Here is a 16,328-nt window from a genome sequence, read left to right on the forward strand (position 1 = left end):
TCCCGCTCACGCTAATTGGCCGCAACTTGCTGGTAAACTCATGTTAATCACAGCCTGTTACGGGCATAAAATAGGATTTACTTATGGATGACGTTAGCGACTTGCTTCCCATTGAATTTTCGGCTTAGATGATTAAAAGAGTGTGTTCGCTTTAATTTGTGCAAAATAACCTCACCGGCGCCGAGTGCATCGGTCATTCATTAGCGAAACAGGAGATACGCCATGGCGGTCAATGAGAGTCAGCTGGTTCAACTGTTCGAGCAGGTGCTTAGGTTGTCGAAGGTGGATGCTTCGCAGAGCGTAGCCATCCTGAAAAGCCACTATTCCGATGCGCGTACGGTGCGCGCCGCCACCGATGCCGCGCTGCGGTTGGGGGCCAAGGTGTATGCGGTGGAGCTCCCCTCGTTCAACCATCCGCGGGCGATGGGCAATGACATGACCGCTTACTGCGGCGACACGGCGCTGACCGGCAATCCTGCCGCGCAGCGTGCGCTGGAAGCCGCCGATTTGATCGTCGACACCATGATGCTGCTGCACTCGCCGGAGCAGGAGCAAATATTGAAAACCGGCACGCGCATACTTTTGGCAGTCGAGCCGCCGGAGGTGTTGGCACGAATGTTGCCTAACCCAGAAGACAAGGCGCGGGTGTTGGCGGCGGCGGCGGTGCTGGAGCAGGCGAAGCTGATGCGGGTGACATCCGCCGCCGGCAGCGATTTTCGCGCCCCCTTGGGGCAATACCCGACGGTGACCGAATACGGTTATGCCGACGAGCCGGGGCGTTGGGATCACTGGCCGAGCGGTTTCCTGTTTACCTGGCCGAATGAAGAGCAGGCGGAAGGGGTGTTGGTGCTGGACGTCGGCGACATCCTGCTGCCGTTTAAAAGCTATGCCCGTGAACGCATTACGCTGGAGATTGAAAAAGGCTTCGTGACGCGCATTCACGGCGGTTTCGAGGCGGAATACCTGCGCGAATACATGAAGTATTTCAAGGATCCGGAAGTGTACGGCATCTCGCATATCGGTTGGGGCCTGCAACCGCGTGCCCAGTGGACGGCAATGGGCCTGCACGATAAAAACGACGGCATGTGTATGGATGCACGCGCATTTTACGGCAACTTCCTGTTCTCCACCGGCCCGAATACCGAAGTCGGCGGCACGCGAAAAACGCCGTGCCACATGGATATTGCGCTGCGTCGCTGCGACATCAGCCTGGATGGTCAGACGGTGGTGGCTGAAGGGGAAGTGGTAGCGCCCGAGGCATCGCGGGTGCGCCAGGGTTAACCGTTGCTGTTAACCGCGGGGGTTTGTACTATTCTCGATAGTTTCCATAGATGGTGAGAGTAACGCAATGACGCCCCCCGAAGACTTGACCGCCGATGACGGCAAAGCCGAAAACTATCATTTTACCGAACAAGTCGGGCACCTGCTGCGCAAGGTTTATCAACGTCACGTGGCGATATTCCAGCAGAACGTCGGCGATTCGCAACTGACCGCCGTGCAGTTTATTACCCTGTGCGCGGTGCGCGATATGGGGCCTAGCTCATTGACCGAGCTGGTGCAGGTGACGGCGGTCGATCAGGCCACCATTCGCGGCATCGTCGAGCGCCTCAAGGCGCGTGAGTTGATCACCGTCATGCCGGATCCGATAGACAGACGCAAAGTGGTGGTCGGGTTGACCGACACCGGCGCTGCGCTGTTGGCGGCAACGGTGCCGCATGCGGCGAAGATCACGGAATTAACCTTCGGCACGCTCAATCCGGCCGAACGTGTAGCCTTGATGTTCCTGCTCAATAAAATGCTGGAAGACCAGCCGCCAGGCTAATTCGCTCCCCGTAACTGCGGTTGTCCGGTGAGTGGCCTGCGGCGAGGTCACGGCCCACAATACATACCCTATAGCTTTCAAGTTGCCGTTGGGCACCCAGCTGCGGCTTGAAAGATGACGGGTATAACCGGAACGCAGGCGGAGACGCGAGAATGGCGATATCTGAAGTGCCGACGTCCAGGGAGGGGGCGGTAAAAAAGCTGATGGAGCACCCGCTGCTGCTGTCGGTGAACGGAAAAAGTATTCACACCCAGGTCATGACGGATACGCCGCTGCTGTTGGTGCTGCGTAACGATCTGGCGCTAAACGGCCCGAAGTACGGCTGCGGCCTCGGCGAATGCGGCGCTTGCACCGTGCTGATTGACGGCATTGCCGCCCGCTCCTGCGTGATCCCGGCGCTGGGTGTGGCCGATAGGGCGATCACCACGCTGGAAGGGCTGGGGGCGCGCGATCACCTGCACCCGGTGCAGCGCGCCTTTATTGAAGAGCAGGCCGCGCAGTGCGGTTATTGCCTCAACGGCATGATCATGACCACCAAAGCCCTGCTGGATCGCAACCCTTCGCCGAGCGACGGCGAAATCCGCCAGGCGCTGTCCGGCAATCTGTGCCGTTGCGGCACCCACATCGAAATCCTGCGTGCGGTTCAGCGCGCCATTATTCTCTGCCGCAATGAGGAAACCCCGCATGACTGACGCCCGTTTCTCATTGCCGAGCCAAGCCGAATTACTGCAACGTCACGGCACGCTACTGGTTATCGATCAGATCCAGCCGCCGTCGGGCCTGGTGCCGAAAGGCCAAACGCCTACCCTGAAACCCAAGGAGCAGGGGCTGTTTATCGCCATTTGCGACAGCGGCGAGGTCTACGCCTTTAACGGCCATGTCGATCTCGGCACCGGTGTGCGCACCGCGCTGGGGCAGATCGTCGCCGAAGAACTGTATCTGCGGATGGAACAGGTCTGCATGGTGCTGGGCGATACCGAAAGTACGCCAAACCAGGGGGCGACCATCGCCAGCGCCACGCTGCAAATTTCCGCCGTGCCGCTGCGCAATGCGGCCGCCGAGGCACGGCGCTGGCTGCTGCAACAGGCGGCGCAGCGTTTTAACTGTGCGGTAGATCAACTGACGTTGCGCGACGGCGCTATTGTCGATCCGCAAGGGCAGGCGTTGACCTACGGCGAGCTGGTGGCGGGCGTGCATGTCGAGTTACCGATTTCCGGCGACGCGCCGCTCAAACCGCAGGCCGAATACCGGTTGGTGGGCACCAGCACTGCGCGGGTCGATATTCCGGCCAAGGCGACCGGCGAAACCACCTATGTGCACGACATGCGCTTGCCGAACATGCTGCATGGCCGGGTGGTCCGACCGCCGTACGCCGGCTATGACAGCGGTGAGTTCGTCGGCACCAGCCTGCTGGCGGTGGATGAGCGGTCGATCGCCGCTATTCCCGGTATCGTCAAACTGGTGGTGATCGGGGACTTTATCGGCATCGTCGCCGAGCGCGAGGAGCAGGCGATCAAGGCGGCGCAGACGCTGCAGGTGAGCTGGAAGGATTGGCGACGCAACCTGCCGCAGATGACCGACGTGGCGCAGGCGCTGCGCGACAATCCGCATTCGACGCGGGTGGTGCATGACACCGGCGACGTCGATGCGGCGCTGGCGTCCGCCGATCGGCGTTTCACCCGCAGCTACCTGTGGCCTTACCAACTGCATGCTTCTATCGGCCCCTCTTGCGCACTGGCGGACTACCAGCCGCAGCAACTGCGGGTCTGGTCCGGCACTCAAAACCCGCACCTGCTGCGCGCCGACCTCGCCTGGCTGCTGGAATACCCGGAAGCGCAGATTGACATTATCCGCATGGAGGCCGCCGGTTGCTATGGCCGCAACTGCGCCGACGACGTGTGCGCCGATGCGGCGTTGCTGTCGCGGGCGGTGGGCCGCCCGGTGCGGGTACAACTGACGCGCGAGCAGGAACACCTGTGGGAACCGAAGGGCACCGCACAGCTGATGGAGGTCGATGGCGGGCTGGACGCCGCAGGCCATCCCGTCGCCTACGATTTTCGCACCTATTACCCCTCAAATGGCGCGCCGACGCTGGCGCTGCTGCTGACCGGCAGGGTTGAACCCGTGCCTGTGGCTTATGAAATGGGCGACCGCACCTCGGTGCCGCCTTATGACTACCCGGCGCTGCGCGTCAGCATTGAGGATATGGCGCCAATCGTGCGCGCCTCCTGGATGCGCGGCGTGTCGGCGTTGCCGAATACCTTCGCGCACGAGTCTTATATCGACGAGCTGGCTAACGCCGCCGGCGTCGATCCGCTGGAGTACCGGCTGCGTTACATCAACGATGAGCGTGCCACCGAACTGATGCGCAGCACCGCCGAACGCGCCGGCTGGACGCCGCATACCGAACCGATGCAGACACCGGCGGAAGACGGCGTGCTGCGCGGGCGCGGTTTCGCTTATGCGCGCTATATACACAGCAAGTTTCCCGGTTTTGGCGCCGCCTGGGCGGCCTGGGTCGCCGACGTGGCGATCGACAAGGCCAGCGGCGAAGTGGCGGTCACGCGCATTGTGGTGGGGCACGACGCCGGCATGATGGTCAATCCGGACGGGGTGCGTCACCAGATCCACGGCAACGTCATCCAGTCGACCAGCCGGGTATTGAAAGAGCGCGTCACCTTCGAAGAATCGACGATTTCCAGCAAGGAATGGGGCGCTTACCCGATATTGACCTTCCCGGAGGTGCCGGAGGTCGACGTGGTGATGATGCCGAGGCCGTACGATCCGCCGCTGGGCGCCGGTGAGTCCGCTTCGGTGCCCAGCGCGGCGGCTATCGCCAATGCGGTGTTCGACGCCACCGGCATTCGCTTTCGCGAATTGCCGATCACCTCCGATCGGCTGCGCGAGGCGTTGAACGGCCCGGACACTGCCCGGCAGGAACCTGCGCCGGCGACCAAACCCCGGCGCAGCAAATGGTGGTTCGGCGGCGCGGCCGGTATTGTCGGCGCCCTGTTGGGCGTCGCGGCTACGGCACTGCCGTGGCGTACGGCGATTGCACCGGTCGCCACGCCGGGCGCAGGCACCTGGTCGGCCGCGACCCTGGAACGTGGGCGTCAGTTGGCCGCCGTCGGGGATTGCGCGGTCTGTCATACCGCCTCTGAAGGAGCGACCAACGCCGGTGGCCTGGCGATGGAAACCCCGTTCGGCACCCTGTACAGCACCAATATCACCCCGGACGTGGCAACCGGCATCGGCAACTGGTCGTTTACCGCATTCGATCGTGCGATGCGTCAGGGCATCAGCCGCGACGGCCGCCATCTGTATCCGGCGTTTCCTTATACGTCGTTCAGCAAAATGACCGACGGCGACATGCAAGCGCTGTACGCCTACATGATGTCGCAACCGGCGGTTGCGCAAAGTAATCCGGCTAACCAGATGCGTTTCCCGTTTAATCTGCGTCCGCTGATGGCCGGCTGGAATGCGCTGTTTCTGCGCCAGGGCGAGTACCAGCCAGACCCCACGCAAACTGCGCAGTGGAATCGCGGATCTTATCTGGTCAACGGGTTGGGCCACTGCGCAGCCTGCCATTCGCCGCGTAACCTGATGGGGGCGGAAAAGGGCGGCGCCGGTTTCCTGGCTGGGGCGATGGTGGACGGCTGGGAAGCGCCGGCGTTGAACCAACTGGCCAACGCGGACAAACCCTGGAGCGAAGAACAGCTGTTCCAGTATTTGCGCAGCGGTCATTCCGCCGAACACGGCGTGGCGGCCGGGCCGATGGGGCCGGTGGTCAGCGAACTGGCTACGCTGCCGGAATCGGACGTGCGGGCGATGGCCGGCTATCTGATTTCCCTGAGCACCCCGACAACGTTAAACCTGGAGCCGCAGGTACAGCTAGCCGGAAGTTTGCAATCCGCGCAGGCGCAACAGGCCGGCGAGCGTCTGTTCCAGGGCGCTTGTCAGGCCTGCCACAGCGCCGCCAGCGGTGGGCCGCAGCTGTTTGGCGTCAGCCCGGATCTGGCCAATAACACCAATATTTTCAGCGATCGGCCGGACAACCTGATCAAAGTGATCCTGCAAGGCATTGCCAAACCGGCCACCGCCGATCTGGGCTTTATGCCGGGCTTCAAGGACAGCTTCTCCGATCGGCAGGTAGCGGATCTGGTCAATTACCTGCGCCAACGCTATGCCGGCCAAAAACCGGCATGGCGAGAAGTGGAAGCTCAGGTAGCCAGGCTGCGCGCCAATCCGGGTAGCCATTAGCGGCGTTATGGCCGCTGCAGGAACGCCACCCGCCGTTGCAACGGCAACGGCGCCAGCTTGCGCGCCGCTATTGCCGCCCGCCGCTGTTTCGCCGTCTTTTCTTTATCGGGCTATTAATCCTGAATATTGAGATTGTTTGGCATTCAGTTACATAAGTCGAATCGCTTTCCGTGATGACTTCAGTTTTTATCTTGGTTGTTCATTTAATTAATTGGGGTGGTTTTTTAGTTGTTGATGTTAAGTGAAAGTATAAATAATATTTTGATGATTTAATTAAGTTGCACCTTTAATTGATGTGGCGTTATTTTATTTATGCCTTTGTTTATTGTTGACTTGGTTGTTTTTTGTGTTTATATAATTAGCCGGCGGATTAGATATGTGGCTCGTAAAAAATATCATAAATGGCGTTGGAGGGAGTTATGGGAATATTAACAAAATCAGAAATAGATATGATTGGCGGCGGTAGCGAAAGCAGCGTGGATACCCGCAGTAAAAAGGGCTGCTACGGCAACGGAACATCGACTAACTATGGTGGACAGGCTAACGGTTTCGTGCTCAATTTATCCCCCGGAATAAGCTCTGAATGCGCATGGCTCTAGACCTTGCCGCATTTGGCGGCGGTGTTGGCGGGGCTATTGCCGGCAGTGCCCGTGCGATTGCGGGCGGGCTAGTCTCAGGCTCAATCGGCGGCTTGTCTTCCTGTATCGGCAATGGCGGCGGAAAAGGGACGCAGAACGCATCGGAAAAAAGGTCTGATAGTTATAATGGTGGAACCTGCCGTTGGTAATTTTATCCTAACCGGTAATTTTAATGCAATATAGCCTGCGTGATTGAGTTATATTGTTTTTGGTGGGGTTAATCGTTGAAAAGCAAAGGCGTGGTGATTTTTGTTGGCATATTTCTCGTCTTTTCATTGTCTCATGATTTATTCAGGGCTGTGGGACTGAGCCAGTCTGGCGGTTGGTTTAATATCGATATCTCTGATGGGTTGGCGAAATATATTATTGTTTTCTGCGTGCCGGTGGGCATGATTGCTACAATAAAATGCCTTTATATTGCACTACATTGGTGTATCCGCATGGGGAAAAGTGCGGGGAAAGGAAAATAACCACCGGTTTATAAACGGGCCTTAAGGTGTAATCCCCATGACAGGACGTCCGCCCCAGCTGTATCGAGAGGGCTATTTCGCCGCGCAGGCGACAAAGGCCGAGGGCGAGGTCATTATTCCGCCCAGCCTCAGTTTAACCGCCTATGCCTGGGCCAGCGGGGCGCTGGTGCTGGCTATCCTGCTATTTCTGATGCTGGGCGAATATACCCGCAAAGCGCGGCTGGAAGGCGTGGTAATGCCCTCCAGCGGGCTGATCAAAGTGGTCGCCCGCAACGCCGGGCAGATCACTGAACGACTGGTGGCCGAAGGGGCGGCGGTTAAAGCCGGCCAACCGCTTTATCGGCTCAGCGGCGAGCATTTCAACGGAAAGGGCGTTGGCGCGCTGGCGTCGGTGGCCGCGTCACTGGATCAGCAATACCGCATGCTGGAGCACCAGCGCGAACAAGAACAGGTGACCAGCGCCCTGCGGCAAACCGGCGTGCGGCAACGCATCGCGCAGTTGGATGACGAACTGACCAGTGCAGGCTCCGCCTTGGTGTTGGCTCAACAGCAGGAAACGTTGTCACATTCGGTGATGGCGCGTTACCGCAAGCTGATAGCCAAAGGCTATGTGTCCGAAATCGAATTCCAGCAAAAGCAAATGGAACTGTCGACGGCGCGGGAAAAGGTCGAAAGCCAACGGCAAGCGCAGTTGAGGTTAAAGCGTGAATGGGCGGCTGCGGGCTCGGAGCTGCAAACCTTGCAGCAACAGCAGCAAGGGCGGGATGCCGAGCTTGAACGCCAGTTGCAGAGCATCGATCAGCAAAAAATAGAGCTCAACGCTCAGCGCGAGACCACGCTGACGGCACCGGTCGATGGCCACATCGCCGTGGTGCTGGCCCGCGCCGGGCAGACGGTGAAACCCAACGATCCGTTGTTGATGATGGTGGCGGACGGGGCGCAGTTGCAGGTAGAGCTTTTTGCCCCGAGCAAGGCGGTGGGCTTTATCAAACCCAACCAACGCGTCGGCCTGCGTTTTGCCTCGTTCCCCTATGAAAAGTTTGGCGTGCAATACGGTTCTACCCGCGCCATCACGCATGCCAGCCTCAGCGCCGGCGACGCGATGTTGCAAAATCCGCTGGTCTGGAAGGAAAACGAAGGGCATTACCGTGTGGTCGTGGCGCTGGATAAAACCACCATTACGGCTTATGGCCGGCAGGAACCGCTGCGCGTCGGCATGGCGGTGTCCGCGGACATCGAGCTGGACAGCCGCCGCCTGTACGAATGGCTGCTGGAGCCGTTATGGAGCCTGCAAGGGAGGATGTAAGCATGGACGTGACAGAGATGATTAACTGGGGGTGGCGAAAGCGCCTGCCGCTGATCCGCCAAACCGAATCGGCGGAGTGCGGGGTGGCCTGTCTGGCGATGATCGCCGGTTGGCATGGGCACCGGGTCGATATGCGAACGCTGCGCGCGGAATGTCATGTCTCGCAGCTTGGCATGACGTTTTCGCAGTTGATGGCGTGCGCCGAAGGCTTGAATTTAAGCGGCCGCGTCATTCGGCTGGAGCTGGATGAACTGCACCTGTTGGCCGTGCCCTGCATTTTGTATTGGGACATGAACCATTTTACCGTTCTGCGGCGGGTGCGGGGGCAAACGCTGGAACTGCACGATCCGGCGCGCGGCCTGCTGAAGATGACGCTGCAAGAGGCGAACCGCCATTTTACCGGCATCGCGATGGAGCTGACGCCCACCCACAGGTTTGAAACCCGGGATCGCCGGGAAAAGATCCGTCTCACGACGTTGATTGGCAAAACGCACGGCCTGAAGCCCGCGCTGGCCAGGATCTTTTGCTTCGCCGTGGCGCTGGAGGTGTTGGCGCTGCTCGGCCCGCTGATAAACCAACTGGTGATTGATGAGGTGCTGGTGGCGCTGGACGCCAGCCTGCTGACGCTGATCGTCATCGCCATGCTGCTGATGACCGGCACTCAGATGCTGCTGGAGCTGGCGCGGCAATGGGCGACGCTGACCATGGCGGTCAACTTCAACATGCAGTGGACGGCCAACGTGTTTCACCATCTGCTGCGCCTGCCGATAGGCTGGTTCGAGGCACGCAACATGGGGGATATCAGCGCCAAGTTCGATGCCGTCGACACCATACAGGACACCCTGACCACTACGCTGCTCGAAGCCTTTTTGGATGTGCTGTTGGTGGTGGGGACGTTGAGCATGATGTTTTTCTACAGCGCAAAGTTAACCCTGGTGGCCTTGGCCGCCGCCGCCGTTTACGGCCTGTTGCGCCTGTGTTGGTTCAGCACGCTGCGGAAAGCGGCGCAGGACAGTTGGAATGCCGGCACCGAGGAGTCCAGCCATTTTCTGGAAAGCCTGCGTGGCGTCTTGAGCCTGCGGGTGAACGGCGCGTTGATGCCGCGGGAATCTGCCTGGCGCAACCTGAACGTCGCCCGGCGCAATGCCCAACTGCGCGAAAGCAAACTGATGATGGTGTACGGCATCATGCAGACCCTGATCGGCAGCCTGGTAGCTGCGGCGGTATTGTGGCTGGGCGCCGGTTCGGTGCTGGCCGGTGAGTTCTCGGTGGGCATGCTGGTGGCCTATATGTCTTTTCAGGGGCGGTTTTCGGCCAGCATTAACGGGTTGATAGACAAAGCGGTCGCCTACCGAATGCTGGACGTTTACAACGAACGGCTGGCCGATATCGTGCTGACCCCGCGTGAAGGCGCGACGGCGTTCCAGGCCGGCAACAAGGGCCCGGCGTACCCGGCAGGCGATTGGCCTCCCGATTTGCCGGTTCTGAGCCTGGAGCAGGTCAGCTTTAAATACGCCGGGACCGAACGGGAGATCCTGTCGCAAGTCTCGCTGGATATTATGCCCGGCGAGGTGGTGGCGTTGGTGGGGGCGTCCGGCAGCGGCAAAACCACTTTGGCCAAGCTGGTGCTGGGATTATATCCGCCGTCTGGCGGGGTGATACGCACGTTGGGGCTTGAACACCGGCGTACCGATTATCAACAGATTCGTCAGCATATCGGTGCGGTGCTGCAGGAGGACCAGCTGTTTCGCGGTTCCATTGCCGACAACATCACGTTTTTCTCGCCGAAAATGGACAGCGAAAAGCTTGGCGAGTGCGCCAGGCTGGCGCAGTTGGATAGGGACATTGAACAACTGCCGATGGGCTACCAGACGTTAATCAGTGAAATGGGCGGGACCTTGTCTTCCGGGCAGAAACAGCGATTGCTGCTGGCGCGGGCGCTGTATAAAGAGCCGAAGCTGCTGATCCTGGATGAGGCGACCAGCCATTTGGACGTCGCCAACGAAATGTTGGTCAGCCGCACCTTGCGCCAACTGGGTCTGCCGATTTTACTGATCGCGCATCGGCCGGAAACTATCGCCTCGGCGGACAGGGTCATAGAACTGACGGCGGGGCGCCTCCGCACGCTGGGGCTTTGAGGATTGCCCCTTCTCCTAGCCGGAGAAGGGGGAGCGGATCAGGCCAGCGGCCCGCCCAGTATGGTTTCCTTCATGCCGGAGAGAATGCGCTCGCCGGTTTCAGTTTTCAGCTCTTCGTACCAGCTGCGGGTGATCTCCATCTCTTTGCCGTGCGTCACGTCACAACGCTTGCGCGCCTTCAACACCAAATCCTTCACCCGGTAGCTGCGCTTTTCCTGATAGCGCAGCAGCGCGTCTTCAATCCCCAGCGAGTTGGTTTGCAGCGCAATCGCCAGCACCACCGCGTCTTCCATCGCCGCGCAGCCGCCCTGGCCGATATCCGGCGTGGTGCTGTGACCGGCGTCGCCCAGCAAGGCTACGCGGCCGCGCACCAACTGTTCGAAAGGTTCGATATCGTGAATTTCAATGCGGTTGACGGTGTCAGGATCGAGCGCGGCGATCAATTTCTGCACCGGCTCGGCCCAGCCTGCGAAGTAGCGCTGCAGATCGGCGCGCGCCGTGCTGCGGTCTTCCGCCAGCCCGGTCGGCAGCGGAACGTCGAAGAAAAAGTAGAAACGGTTGCCGGAAACCGGCATCAGCGACACCCGCTTGCCTTCGCCGACGAAGGTGGTCCACTGATTGGCCGGCGCGATGGATTCATCGATCGCCACCAGCCCGTTCCAGTTGACGTAACCGGCATAGCGGCGATCCACCCCATGCCCGAGCACGTAAGGGCGGATAGCCGAATGGGTACCGTCGGCGGCGATCAGGAAATCGCCGCTGGCCTGGCTGCCGTCCTCGAACCAGGCGGTGACGCCGTCTTGGGTCTCTTCAAGGCCGTTGACGCGCTTGCCAAAGCTAACATTGTCACGGCCGTAGGTCTCCAGCAGCATGGCCTGAAGTTCGGCGCGGGCCACCGGATAAGGGCGTTCGCCGACGCTGGCGATCAACGGATCCAGGCTGAAGCGCGTCAGGGTCTGGCCGTGCAGATATTCCTGATAGGCCATGTAGTGCATCGGGCCGCCGAGCCGGCGCAGGGGTTCTTTCATCCCCAAATAGTTGAGGCACTTAACGCCGTTCGGCCAGATGGAAATCGCCGCGCCAACCGGTTTGATCTCTTTAACCGCTTCAAAAACCTCGGCCTCGATCCCGCAGCGCTTCAATGCGATGGCGGCGCACAGCCCACCGATACCGCCGCCTATGATAATTGCTTTCATGTTCTTCTCCTTTGTCGCCATAACAAAGGAGAAGCAATTTCCGTACCAGCCTGCGAGCGTCCGAGAGCGGCATTGAGGGGGAACATTGGCGCGATTTGGTGCAAAACCTGAGCCGGGGTGGGGCAAAATGTGCTCAGTTGCACAACAGCAAAATAATTCGACTAGTATAAGTTTGTTGCGCCCAGGTTAAAAAAGAGGCCGTGATAACAATATGAAAGCGCCGCGATGGTGATGTCATGCGGCATTTTGGAGCGATGATCAATGAAAATACCCGAAGTCCCGCTTACGCGGCGGCGGTTTATCGTCGGCGCCGGCGCGCTGGTGATTGGCGCCTATCTACCTTCTACCGGCGCACTGGCTCGCACTACTCCCGCCGCGGCGCCAGAAAGCAACGCTTTTGAAGCCAACGCCTTCGTACAGATCGGCGAAGACGGCATCGTCACCGTCATCAGCAAACACACCGAAGTGGGCCAGGGCGTCTATACCGGCATGGCGACGCTGGTCGCAGAGGAACTGGACGCAGACTGGGCGCAGGTGCGCGTAGTCGCCGCCCCGGTGGACACCAGCGTCTACAAAAACCTGTCATTCGGTTTCCAGGGCACCGGCGGTTCCAGTTCGGTGGCCAACGCCTATGACCAAATGCGGCGCATGGGCGCCATGGCGCGGGCGCTGCTGGTTCAGGCCGCCGCTCAGAGCTGGAAAACCTCAGCGCAGGAGATCACCGTACAGGCAGGCAAAATCAGTCACGCCGCCAGCGGCCGCGAAGCGGGCTTCGGCGAGTTCGCCGCATTGGCCGCTAAACTGCCGCCGCCGGATCCCGCAGGGTTGACGCTGAAGGACCCGGCCAATTTTACCTTGATCGGCAAAGTGAGCGGCCTGCACCGCGTGGATTCGCTGGCGAAGATCAACGGCAGCGCGCAGTTCACGCAGGACATTCATGAGCCGGACATGTTGACCGTCACCGTGAAAAAATCGCCGCGCTTTGGCGGCAAAGTGGCGTCGTTTGACGCCAGCCGGGCGCTGCAGGTGCCCGGGGTGGTGGATGTGAAGCAAACCGACACCGGCGTAGCGGTCTACGCCAAAAATACCTGGGCGGCAATCCAGGGCCGCGAAAAATTGCAGGTAGAGTGGGACGATTCCCAGGCCGAAAGGCGCAATAGCGAGCAAATTTTTGCCGAATTCCGCCAGGTGGCGCAAAAAACCGGCGTGGTGGCGACCAGCCGCGGCAAGTCGGACGAGGTTTTCGACAAGGCCGACAAGGTGATCGAAGCGGAATATACCTTCCCCTACGTGGCCCATGCGCCGATGGAGCCGCTCGACGGTTATCTGTTCTGGGACGGCGAAAGCGTCAAGGCGCGTTACGGCTGCCAGATCCAAACTCTCGACCATAAGCAGCTGTGCGATCTGTTCCAACTGCCGCCGGAAAAAGTGCAAATCGAAACCATTCTGGCGGGGGGCAGTTTCGGCCGACGCATCGATCTGGGCAACCCGACGCTGGGGCCGGATCTGGCGGCGGATATGGCCGCTGCCGCCAAGGCTATCGGGCCCGGCCACGGGGTGAAGGTGGTGTGGACGCGCGAGGACGACATCCGCAACGGTTGGTATCGTCCGATGATCTTGCACCGGCTGCGCGGGGCGATCCGGGGCGGCAAGGTGGTGGGCTGGACCGACACCGTCGTCGGCCACTCCTGGACGCTCAACAGCGCCATGACGGCGCTGGTGGTCAACGGCGTCGATCAGATGATGATCGAAGGCGCCAGCGAGCTGCCTTATACCTTCGAAAGTTTCCGTTGCGATGCCCATATCGTGCCGGGCAAGGTGCCGACTTCCTCGCTGAGATCGGTCGCCAGCACCCATACCGGCCATGCGGTGGAAAGCTTTATCGATCAGTTGCTGCAGGCAACCGGGCAGGATCCGGTGGAAGGGCGGCTGGCGCTGATGGGAGACGCACCGCGCGAAGCCGGGGTGTTGCGAGCGGTGGCGAAAGCCGCCAACTGGCAGGGCGCGAAGGTGGTGGATGGCCGGGCGCGCGGCGTCGGTGTCGCCAAGGCGTTTGACACCCGGGTGGCGCAGATTGCCGAGGTGTCTATCGGCGAAGGCGGAATTCCGCGCGTGCACAAGGTGTGGTGCGCGGTGGATTGCGGCGTGGCGGTGAATCCTGACGTGATCCGCGCGCAGATTGAGGGCGGTATCGGTTACGGCCTGAGCATCGCGCTGTACGGCAACATCACTTTAAAAGACGGCCTGGTCGAACAATCCAACTTCAACAATTTCCGCCCGTTGCGCATTGACGAAATGCCGGAAATTGAGGTGATTATCGTGCCTTCAACCGAGAAGCCTACCGGCGTGGGCGAACTGGGCGTGCCGACCATCGGCCCGGCGGTCGGCAATGCGTTGGCGCTGCTCGGGCGGCCCCGCACCTCGCTTAGCCTGCCCTTACACCGTCCCAACAGCGACGCCAGCGTCTAATCAAGGAGAACATCATGATTACTTTAACCGTTAACGACCAACCGCTGACGTTTGAGGGCGATACCCATATGCCGCTGCTGTGGTTTCTGCGCGATGAAGCTGGGCTGACCGGCACCAAGTTTGGCTGCGGCATCGCCATGTGCGGCGCCTGTACCGTTCATCTGGACGGCGTGCCGGTACGCTCCTGCATGACGCCGGTTTCGGCGGCGGTCGGCAAGAAAATCACCACCATCGAGGCCATCGGCGAAACGCCGGCCGGGAAAGCGGTGCAGGAGGCTTGGGTCAATCTGGACGTGGTGCAGTGCGGCTACTGCCAGTCCGGCCAGATCATGAGTGCCAGCGCGCTGCTGGCCCAGAGCAAAAACCCGAGCGATGCGGATATTGACGCGGCGATGGGCGGCAACGTTTGCCGCTGCGCTACTTACGTGCGCATTCGCGCCGCCATCCACCAGGCCGCCAAGGCGCTGGATTAAGGGAGAAACTCATGAGCAACGCCCTGAGATGGCTGTTATGGCTGATTGTCGCGGTAGTGGTGATAGTCGGCGGCTATGCGCTGTATACCCTGCTGCGGCCGGTTGGGCCGGAGCCTGCCGCGCCTATCGCCGGTGCGCCGGCCGGCATTACCGACAAACTGGCGCGCGGTGAATATCTGGCGCGCGCCGCCGACTGCGTGGCTTGCCACACCGCGCCGGGTGGCAAACCTTTCGCCGGTGGTTTCGCGTTTAAACTGCCGTTCGGTACGATTTACGGCACCAATATTACCGCGGATAAAGAAACCGGTATCGGCGACTGGAGCGACGACCAGTTTGTGCGTGCGGTGCGTGAGGGCGTCGGTCCGCAGGGTAACCTGTATCCGGCGATGCCTTACACCTCTTACACCGCGTTGAGCCGTGACGACGTGCTGGCGATCAAGGCTTATCTGTTCAGTCTGCCGCCGGTGAAACAGGCCAACCCGCAAAACGATCTGCCATTCCCGTTCAACCAGCGCTGGGGCATGAAGTTCTGGAATCTGGCGTTCTTCCATGAAAAACGCTTCGAACCGAATCTCAACCAGGATGAACAGTGGAACCGCGGTGCCTACCTGGCGACCGCGCTGGGGCACTGCAGTGAATGCCACACGCCGCGCAATCTGGCCTTTGGCATTAATCAGAGCAAGAACCTCAGCGGAGAGGTGGTCCAGGGCTGGTTTGCCGCCAACATCACCCCGGATGCGCAGACCGGCATCGGCGGCTGGAGCGAGCAGCAACTGTCGCAATATCTGGCGACCGGCCACGCGGAGGGACGCAGCAGTGCCGCCGGCCCGATGGCGGAGGCGGTGGAAAACAGCCTGCAGTATCTGACGCCGGAGGATAATCAGGCGTTGGTGAAATACCTGCGCAACATAGAACCTATCGCCGGCGACAGTGCCAGTGCGGTGAACCTGCAGCCGAAGGGCGCGTTGTCCTCCAGCGCGGTGCTGCCGGGCGGGCAAGAGGATTCGTTGGGCCGCAGGCTGTTTGCCGGTGATTGCAGCGGTTGCCACCAGTGGAACGGCGTGGGCCGCCAGAGTAAATACGCTTCGTTGGTCGGCAGCACGGCGGTGAACGATCCGCAGGGCCGCAGCGTGGTGCAGGCGATCCTCAAAGGCACCCGCATCAGCATCGGGGAACAGCATGAGGTGATGCCGGACTTCGGTGCCCAATATTCGGATGAAGAAGTGGCGGCGGTGGCCAACTATGTGGTCGGCCAGTTTGGCGAAAAACAAGGCAAGGTCACAGCGAAACAGGTCGCGGAACAACGCAAACAGTAACGATCGGCGAGGGGGAGTTATTCCCCTTCGCCGTTCATCCGTGACGGCCTGCGCTAAAAAAGCGCATGGCAGGGGGCAACGGGCGACATTGCAGTGCATTTTCGGCGAAGAGTGATGTCGCTCGCAAAGTTTGACGAAGGCAGTTGCCGAAAAATCGCAACTATGGCGATACTTCCGTCGCGATCTTCGTGGTCGCCAGACATTTTTATTAAGGCGTGTTACTGCTCAGGCAGGCAAGAC

At 60.4% G+C, this 16,328-nt stretch carries 11 protein-coding genes; 10 read left to right on the forward strand and 1 reads right to left on the reverse strand.

What is annotated here, in order from left to right; translation table 11 throughout:
* Nucleotides 1-222 precede the first annotated feature (222 nt).
* The 7 genes from ACUTQW_RS04670 to ACUTQW_RS04700 all read left to right on the forward strand — a co-directional run bounded on the left by ACUTQW_RS04670 (nt 223) and on the right by ACUTQW_RS04700 (nt 10,634).
* Nucleotides 223-1,281, forward strand: coding sequence for a 2,5-dihydroxypyridine 5,6-dioxygenase (locus ACUTQW_RS04670; RefSeq protein ID WP_006325073.1), 1,059 nt, complete (start codon nt 223-225; stop codon nt 1,279-1,281).
* Nucleotides 1,282-1,348: 67 nt separating this feature from the next.
* Nucleotides 1,349-1,822: a MarR family winged helix-turn-helix transcriptional regulator gene (locus tag ACUTQW_RS04675; protein ID WP_020438979.1), complete on the forward strand. Its 474-nt coding sequence runs from the start codon at nt 1,349-1,351 to the stop codon at nt 1,820-1,822.
* A gap of 152 nt (nt 1,823-1,974) precedes the next feature.
* Nucleotides 1,975-2,514 (forward strand): (2Fe-2S)-binding protein, encoded by a 540-nt coding sequence (locus ACUTQW_RS04680; RefSeq protein WP_020438980.1) that lies wholly within the window; start codon nt 1,975-1,977, stop codon nt 2,512-2,514.
* Nucleotides 2,507-6,082 (forward strand): molybdopterin cofactor-binding domain-containing protein, encoded by a 3,576-nt coding sequence (locus ACUTQW_RS04685; protein WP_006325079.1) that lies wholly within the window; start codon nt 2,507-2,509, stop codon nt 6,080-6,082. The genes ACUTQW_RS04680 and ACUTQW_RS04685 overlap by 8 nt, the downstream gene beginning before the upstream one ends.
* A gap of 862 nt (nt 6,083-6,944) precedes the next feature.
* Nucleotides 6,945-7,190 carry a hypothetical protein gene (locus tag ACUTQW_RS04690; protein WP_006325083.1) on the forward strand — a complete coding sequence of 82 codons (246 nt, stop codon included), beginning with the start codon at nt 6,945-6,947 and terminating at the stop codon, nt 7,188-7,190.
* Nucleotides 7,191-7,227: 37 nt separating this feature from the next.
* Nucleotides 7,228-8,496 (forward strand): HlyD family secretion protein, encoded by a 1,269-nt coding sequence (locus ACUTQW_RS04695; protein WP_006325084.1) that lies wholly within the window; start codon nt 7,228-7,230, stop codon nt 8,494-8,496.
* Between the two features lie 2 nt (nt 8,497-8,498).
* Nucleotides 8,499-10,634: a peptidase domain-containing ABC transporter gene (locus tag ACUTQW_RS04700; protein ID WP_166728806.1), complete on the forward strand. Its 2,136-nt coding sequence runs from the start codon at nt 8,499-8,501 to the stop codon at nt 10,632-10,634.
* Between the two features lie 38 nt (nt 10,635-10,672).
* Here the strand turns inward: ACUTQW_RS04700 and hpxO are convergent, their stop codons facing one another.
* Nucleotides 10,673-11,830, reverse strand: a complete 1,158-nt coding sequence (gene hpxO / locus ACUTQW_RS04705) for an FAD-dependent urate hydroxylase HpxO (protein WP_062792437.1) — start codon at nt 11,828-11,830, stop codon at nt 10,673-10,675.
* Nucleotides 11,831-12,091: 261 nt separating this feature from the next.
* Here hpxO and ACUTQW_RS04710 point away from each other — a divergent pair, with 261 nt between their 5' ends.
* Genes ACUTQW_RS04710 through ACUTQW_RS04720 form a run of 3 tightly spaced genes read left to right on the forward strand, consistent with a single transcriptional unit; the run spans nt 12,092 to nt 16,088 of the window.
* On the forward strand, nt 12,092-14,299 hold the full coding sequence (locus ACUTQW_RS04710) for a molybdopterin cofactor-binding domain-containing protein (RefSeq protein ID WP_445654812.1): 2,208 nt from the start codon (nt 12,092-12,094) through the stop codon (nt 14,297-14,299).
* 14 nt (nt 14,300-14,313) lie between these two features.
* Nucleotides 14,314-14,772: a (2Fe-2S)-binding protein gene (locus tag ACUTQW_RS04715; protein WP_004944127.1), complete on the forward strand. Its 459-nt coding sequence runs from the start codon at nt 14,314-14,316 to the stop codon at nt 14,770-14,772.
* An 11-nt stretch (nt 14,773-14,783) separates the two neighbouring features.
* Entirely contained in the window at nt 14,784-16,088 is a 1,305-nt protein-coding gene (locus ACUTQW_RS04720) for a c-type cytochrome (RefSeq protein ID WP_006325087.1), read from the forward strand.
* The last annotated feature ends 240 nt before the right edge of the window (nt 16,089-16,328 follow it).

It is taken from the genome of Serratia sp. TSA_7, assembly GCF_052692135.1.

Bases quoted from the DNA above. Each gene is read 5' to 3' on its own strand.
- ACUTQW_RS04670 (WP_006325073.1), top strand. From the start codon at position 223: ATGGCGGTCAATGAGAGTCAGCTGGTTCAACTGTTCGAGCAGGTGCTT.
- ACUTQW_RS04675 (WP_020438979.1), top strand. From the start codon at position 1,349: ATGACGCCCCCCGAAGACTTGACCGCCGATGACGGCAAAGCCGAAAAC.
- ACUTQW_RS04680 (WP_020438980.1), top strand. From the start codon at position 1,975: ATGGCGATATCTGAAGTGCCGACGTCCAGGGAGGGGGCGGTAAAAAAG.
- ACUTQW_RS04685 (WP_006325079.1), top strand. From the start codon at position 2,507: ATGACTGACGCCCGTTTCTCATTGCCGAGCCAAGCCGAATTACTGCAA.
- ACUTQW_RS04695 (WP_006325084.1), top strand. From the start codon at position 7,228: ATGACAGGACGTCCGCCCCAGCTGTATCGAGAGGGCTATTTCGCCGCG.
- ACUTQW_RS04700 (WP_166728806.1), top strand. From the start codon at position 8,499: ATGGACGTGACAGAGATGATTAACTGGGGGTGGCGAAAGCGCCTGCCG.
- hpxO (WP_062792437.1), bottom strand. From the start codon at position 11,830: ATGAAAGCAATTATCATAGGCGGCGGTATCGGTGGGCTGTGCGCCGCC.
- ACUTQW_RS04710 (WP_445654812.1), top strand. From the start codon at position 12,092: ATGAAAATACCCGAAGTCCCGCTTACGCGGCGGCGGTTTATCGTCGGC.
- ACUTQW_RS04715 (WP_004944127.1), top strand. From the start codon at position 14,314: ATGATTACTTTAACCGTTAACGACCAACCGCTGACGTTTGAGGGCGAT.
- ACUTQW_RS04720 (WP_006325087.1), top strand. From the start codon at position 14,784: ATGAGCAACGCCCTGAGATGGCTGTTATGGCTGATTGTCGCGGTAGTG.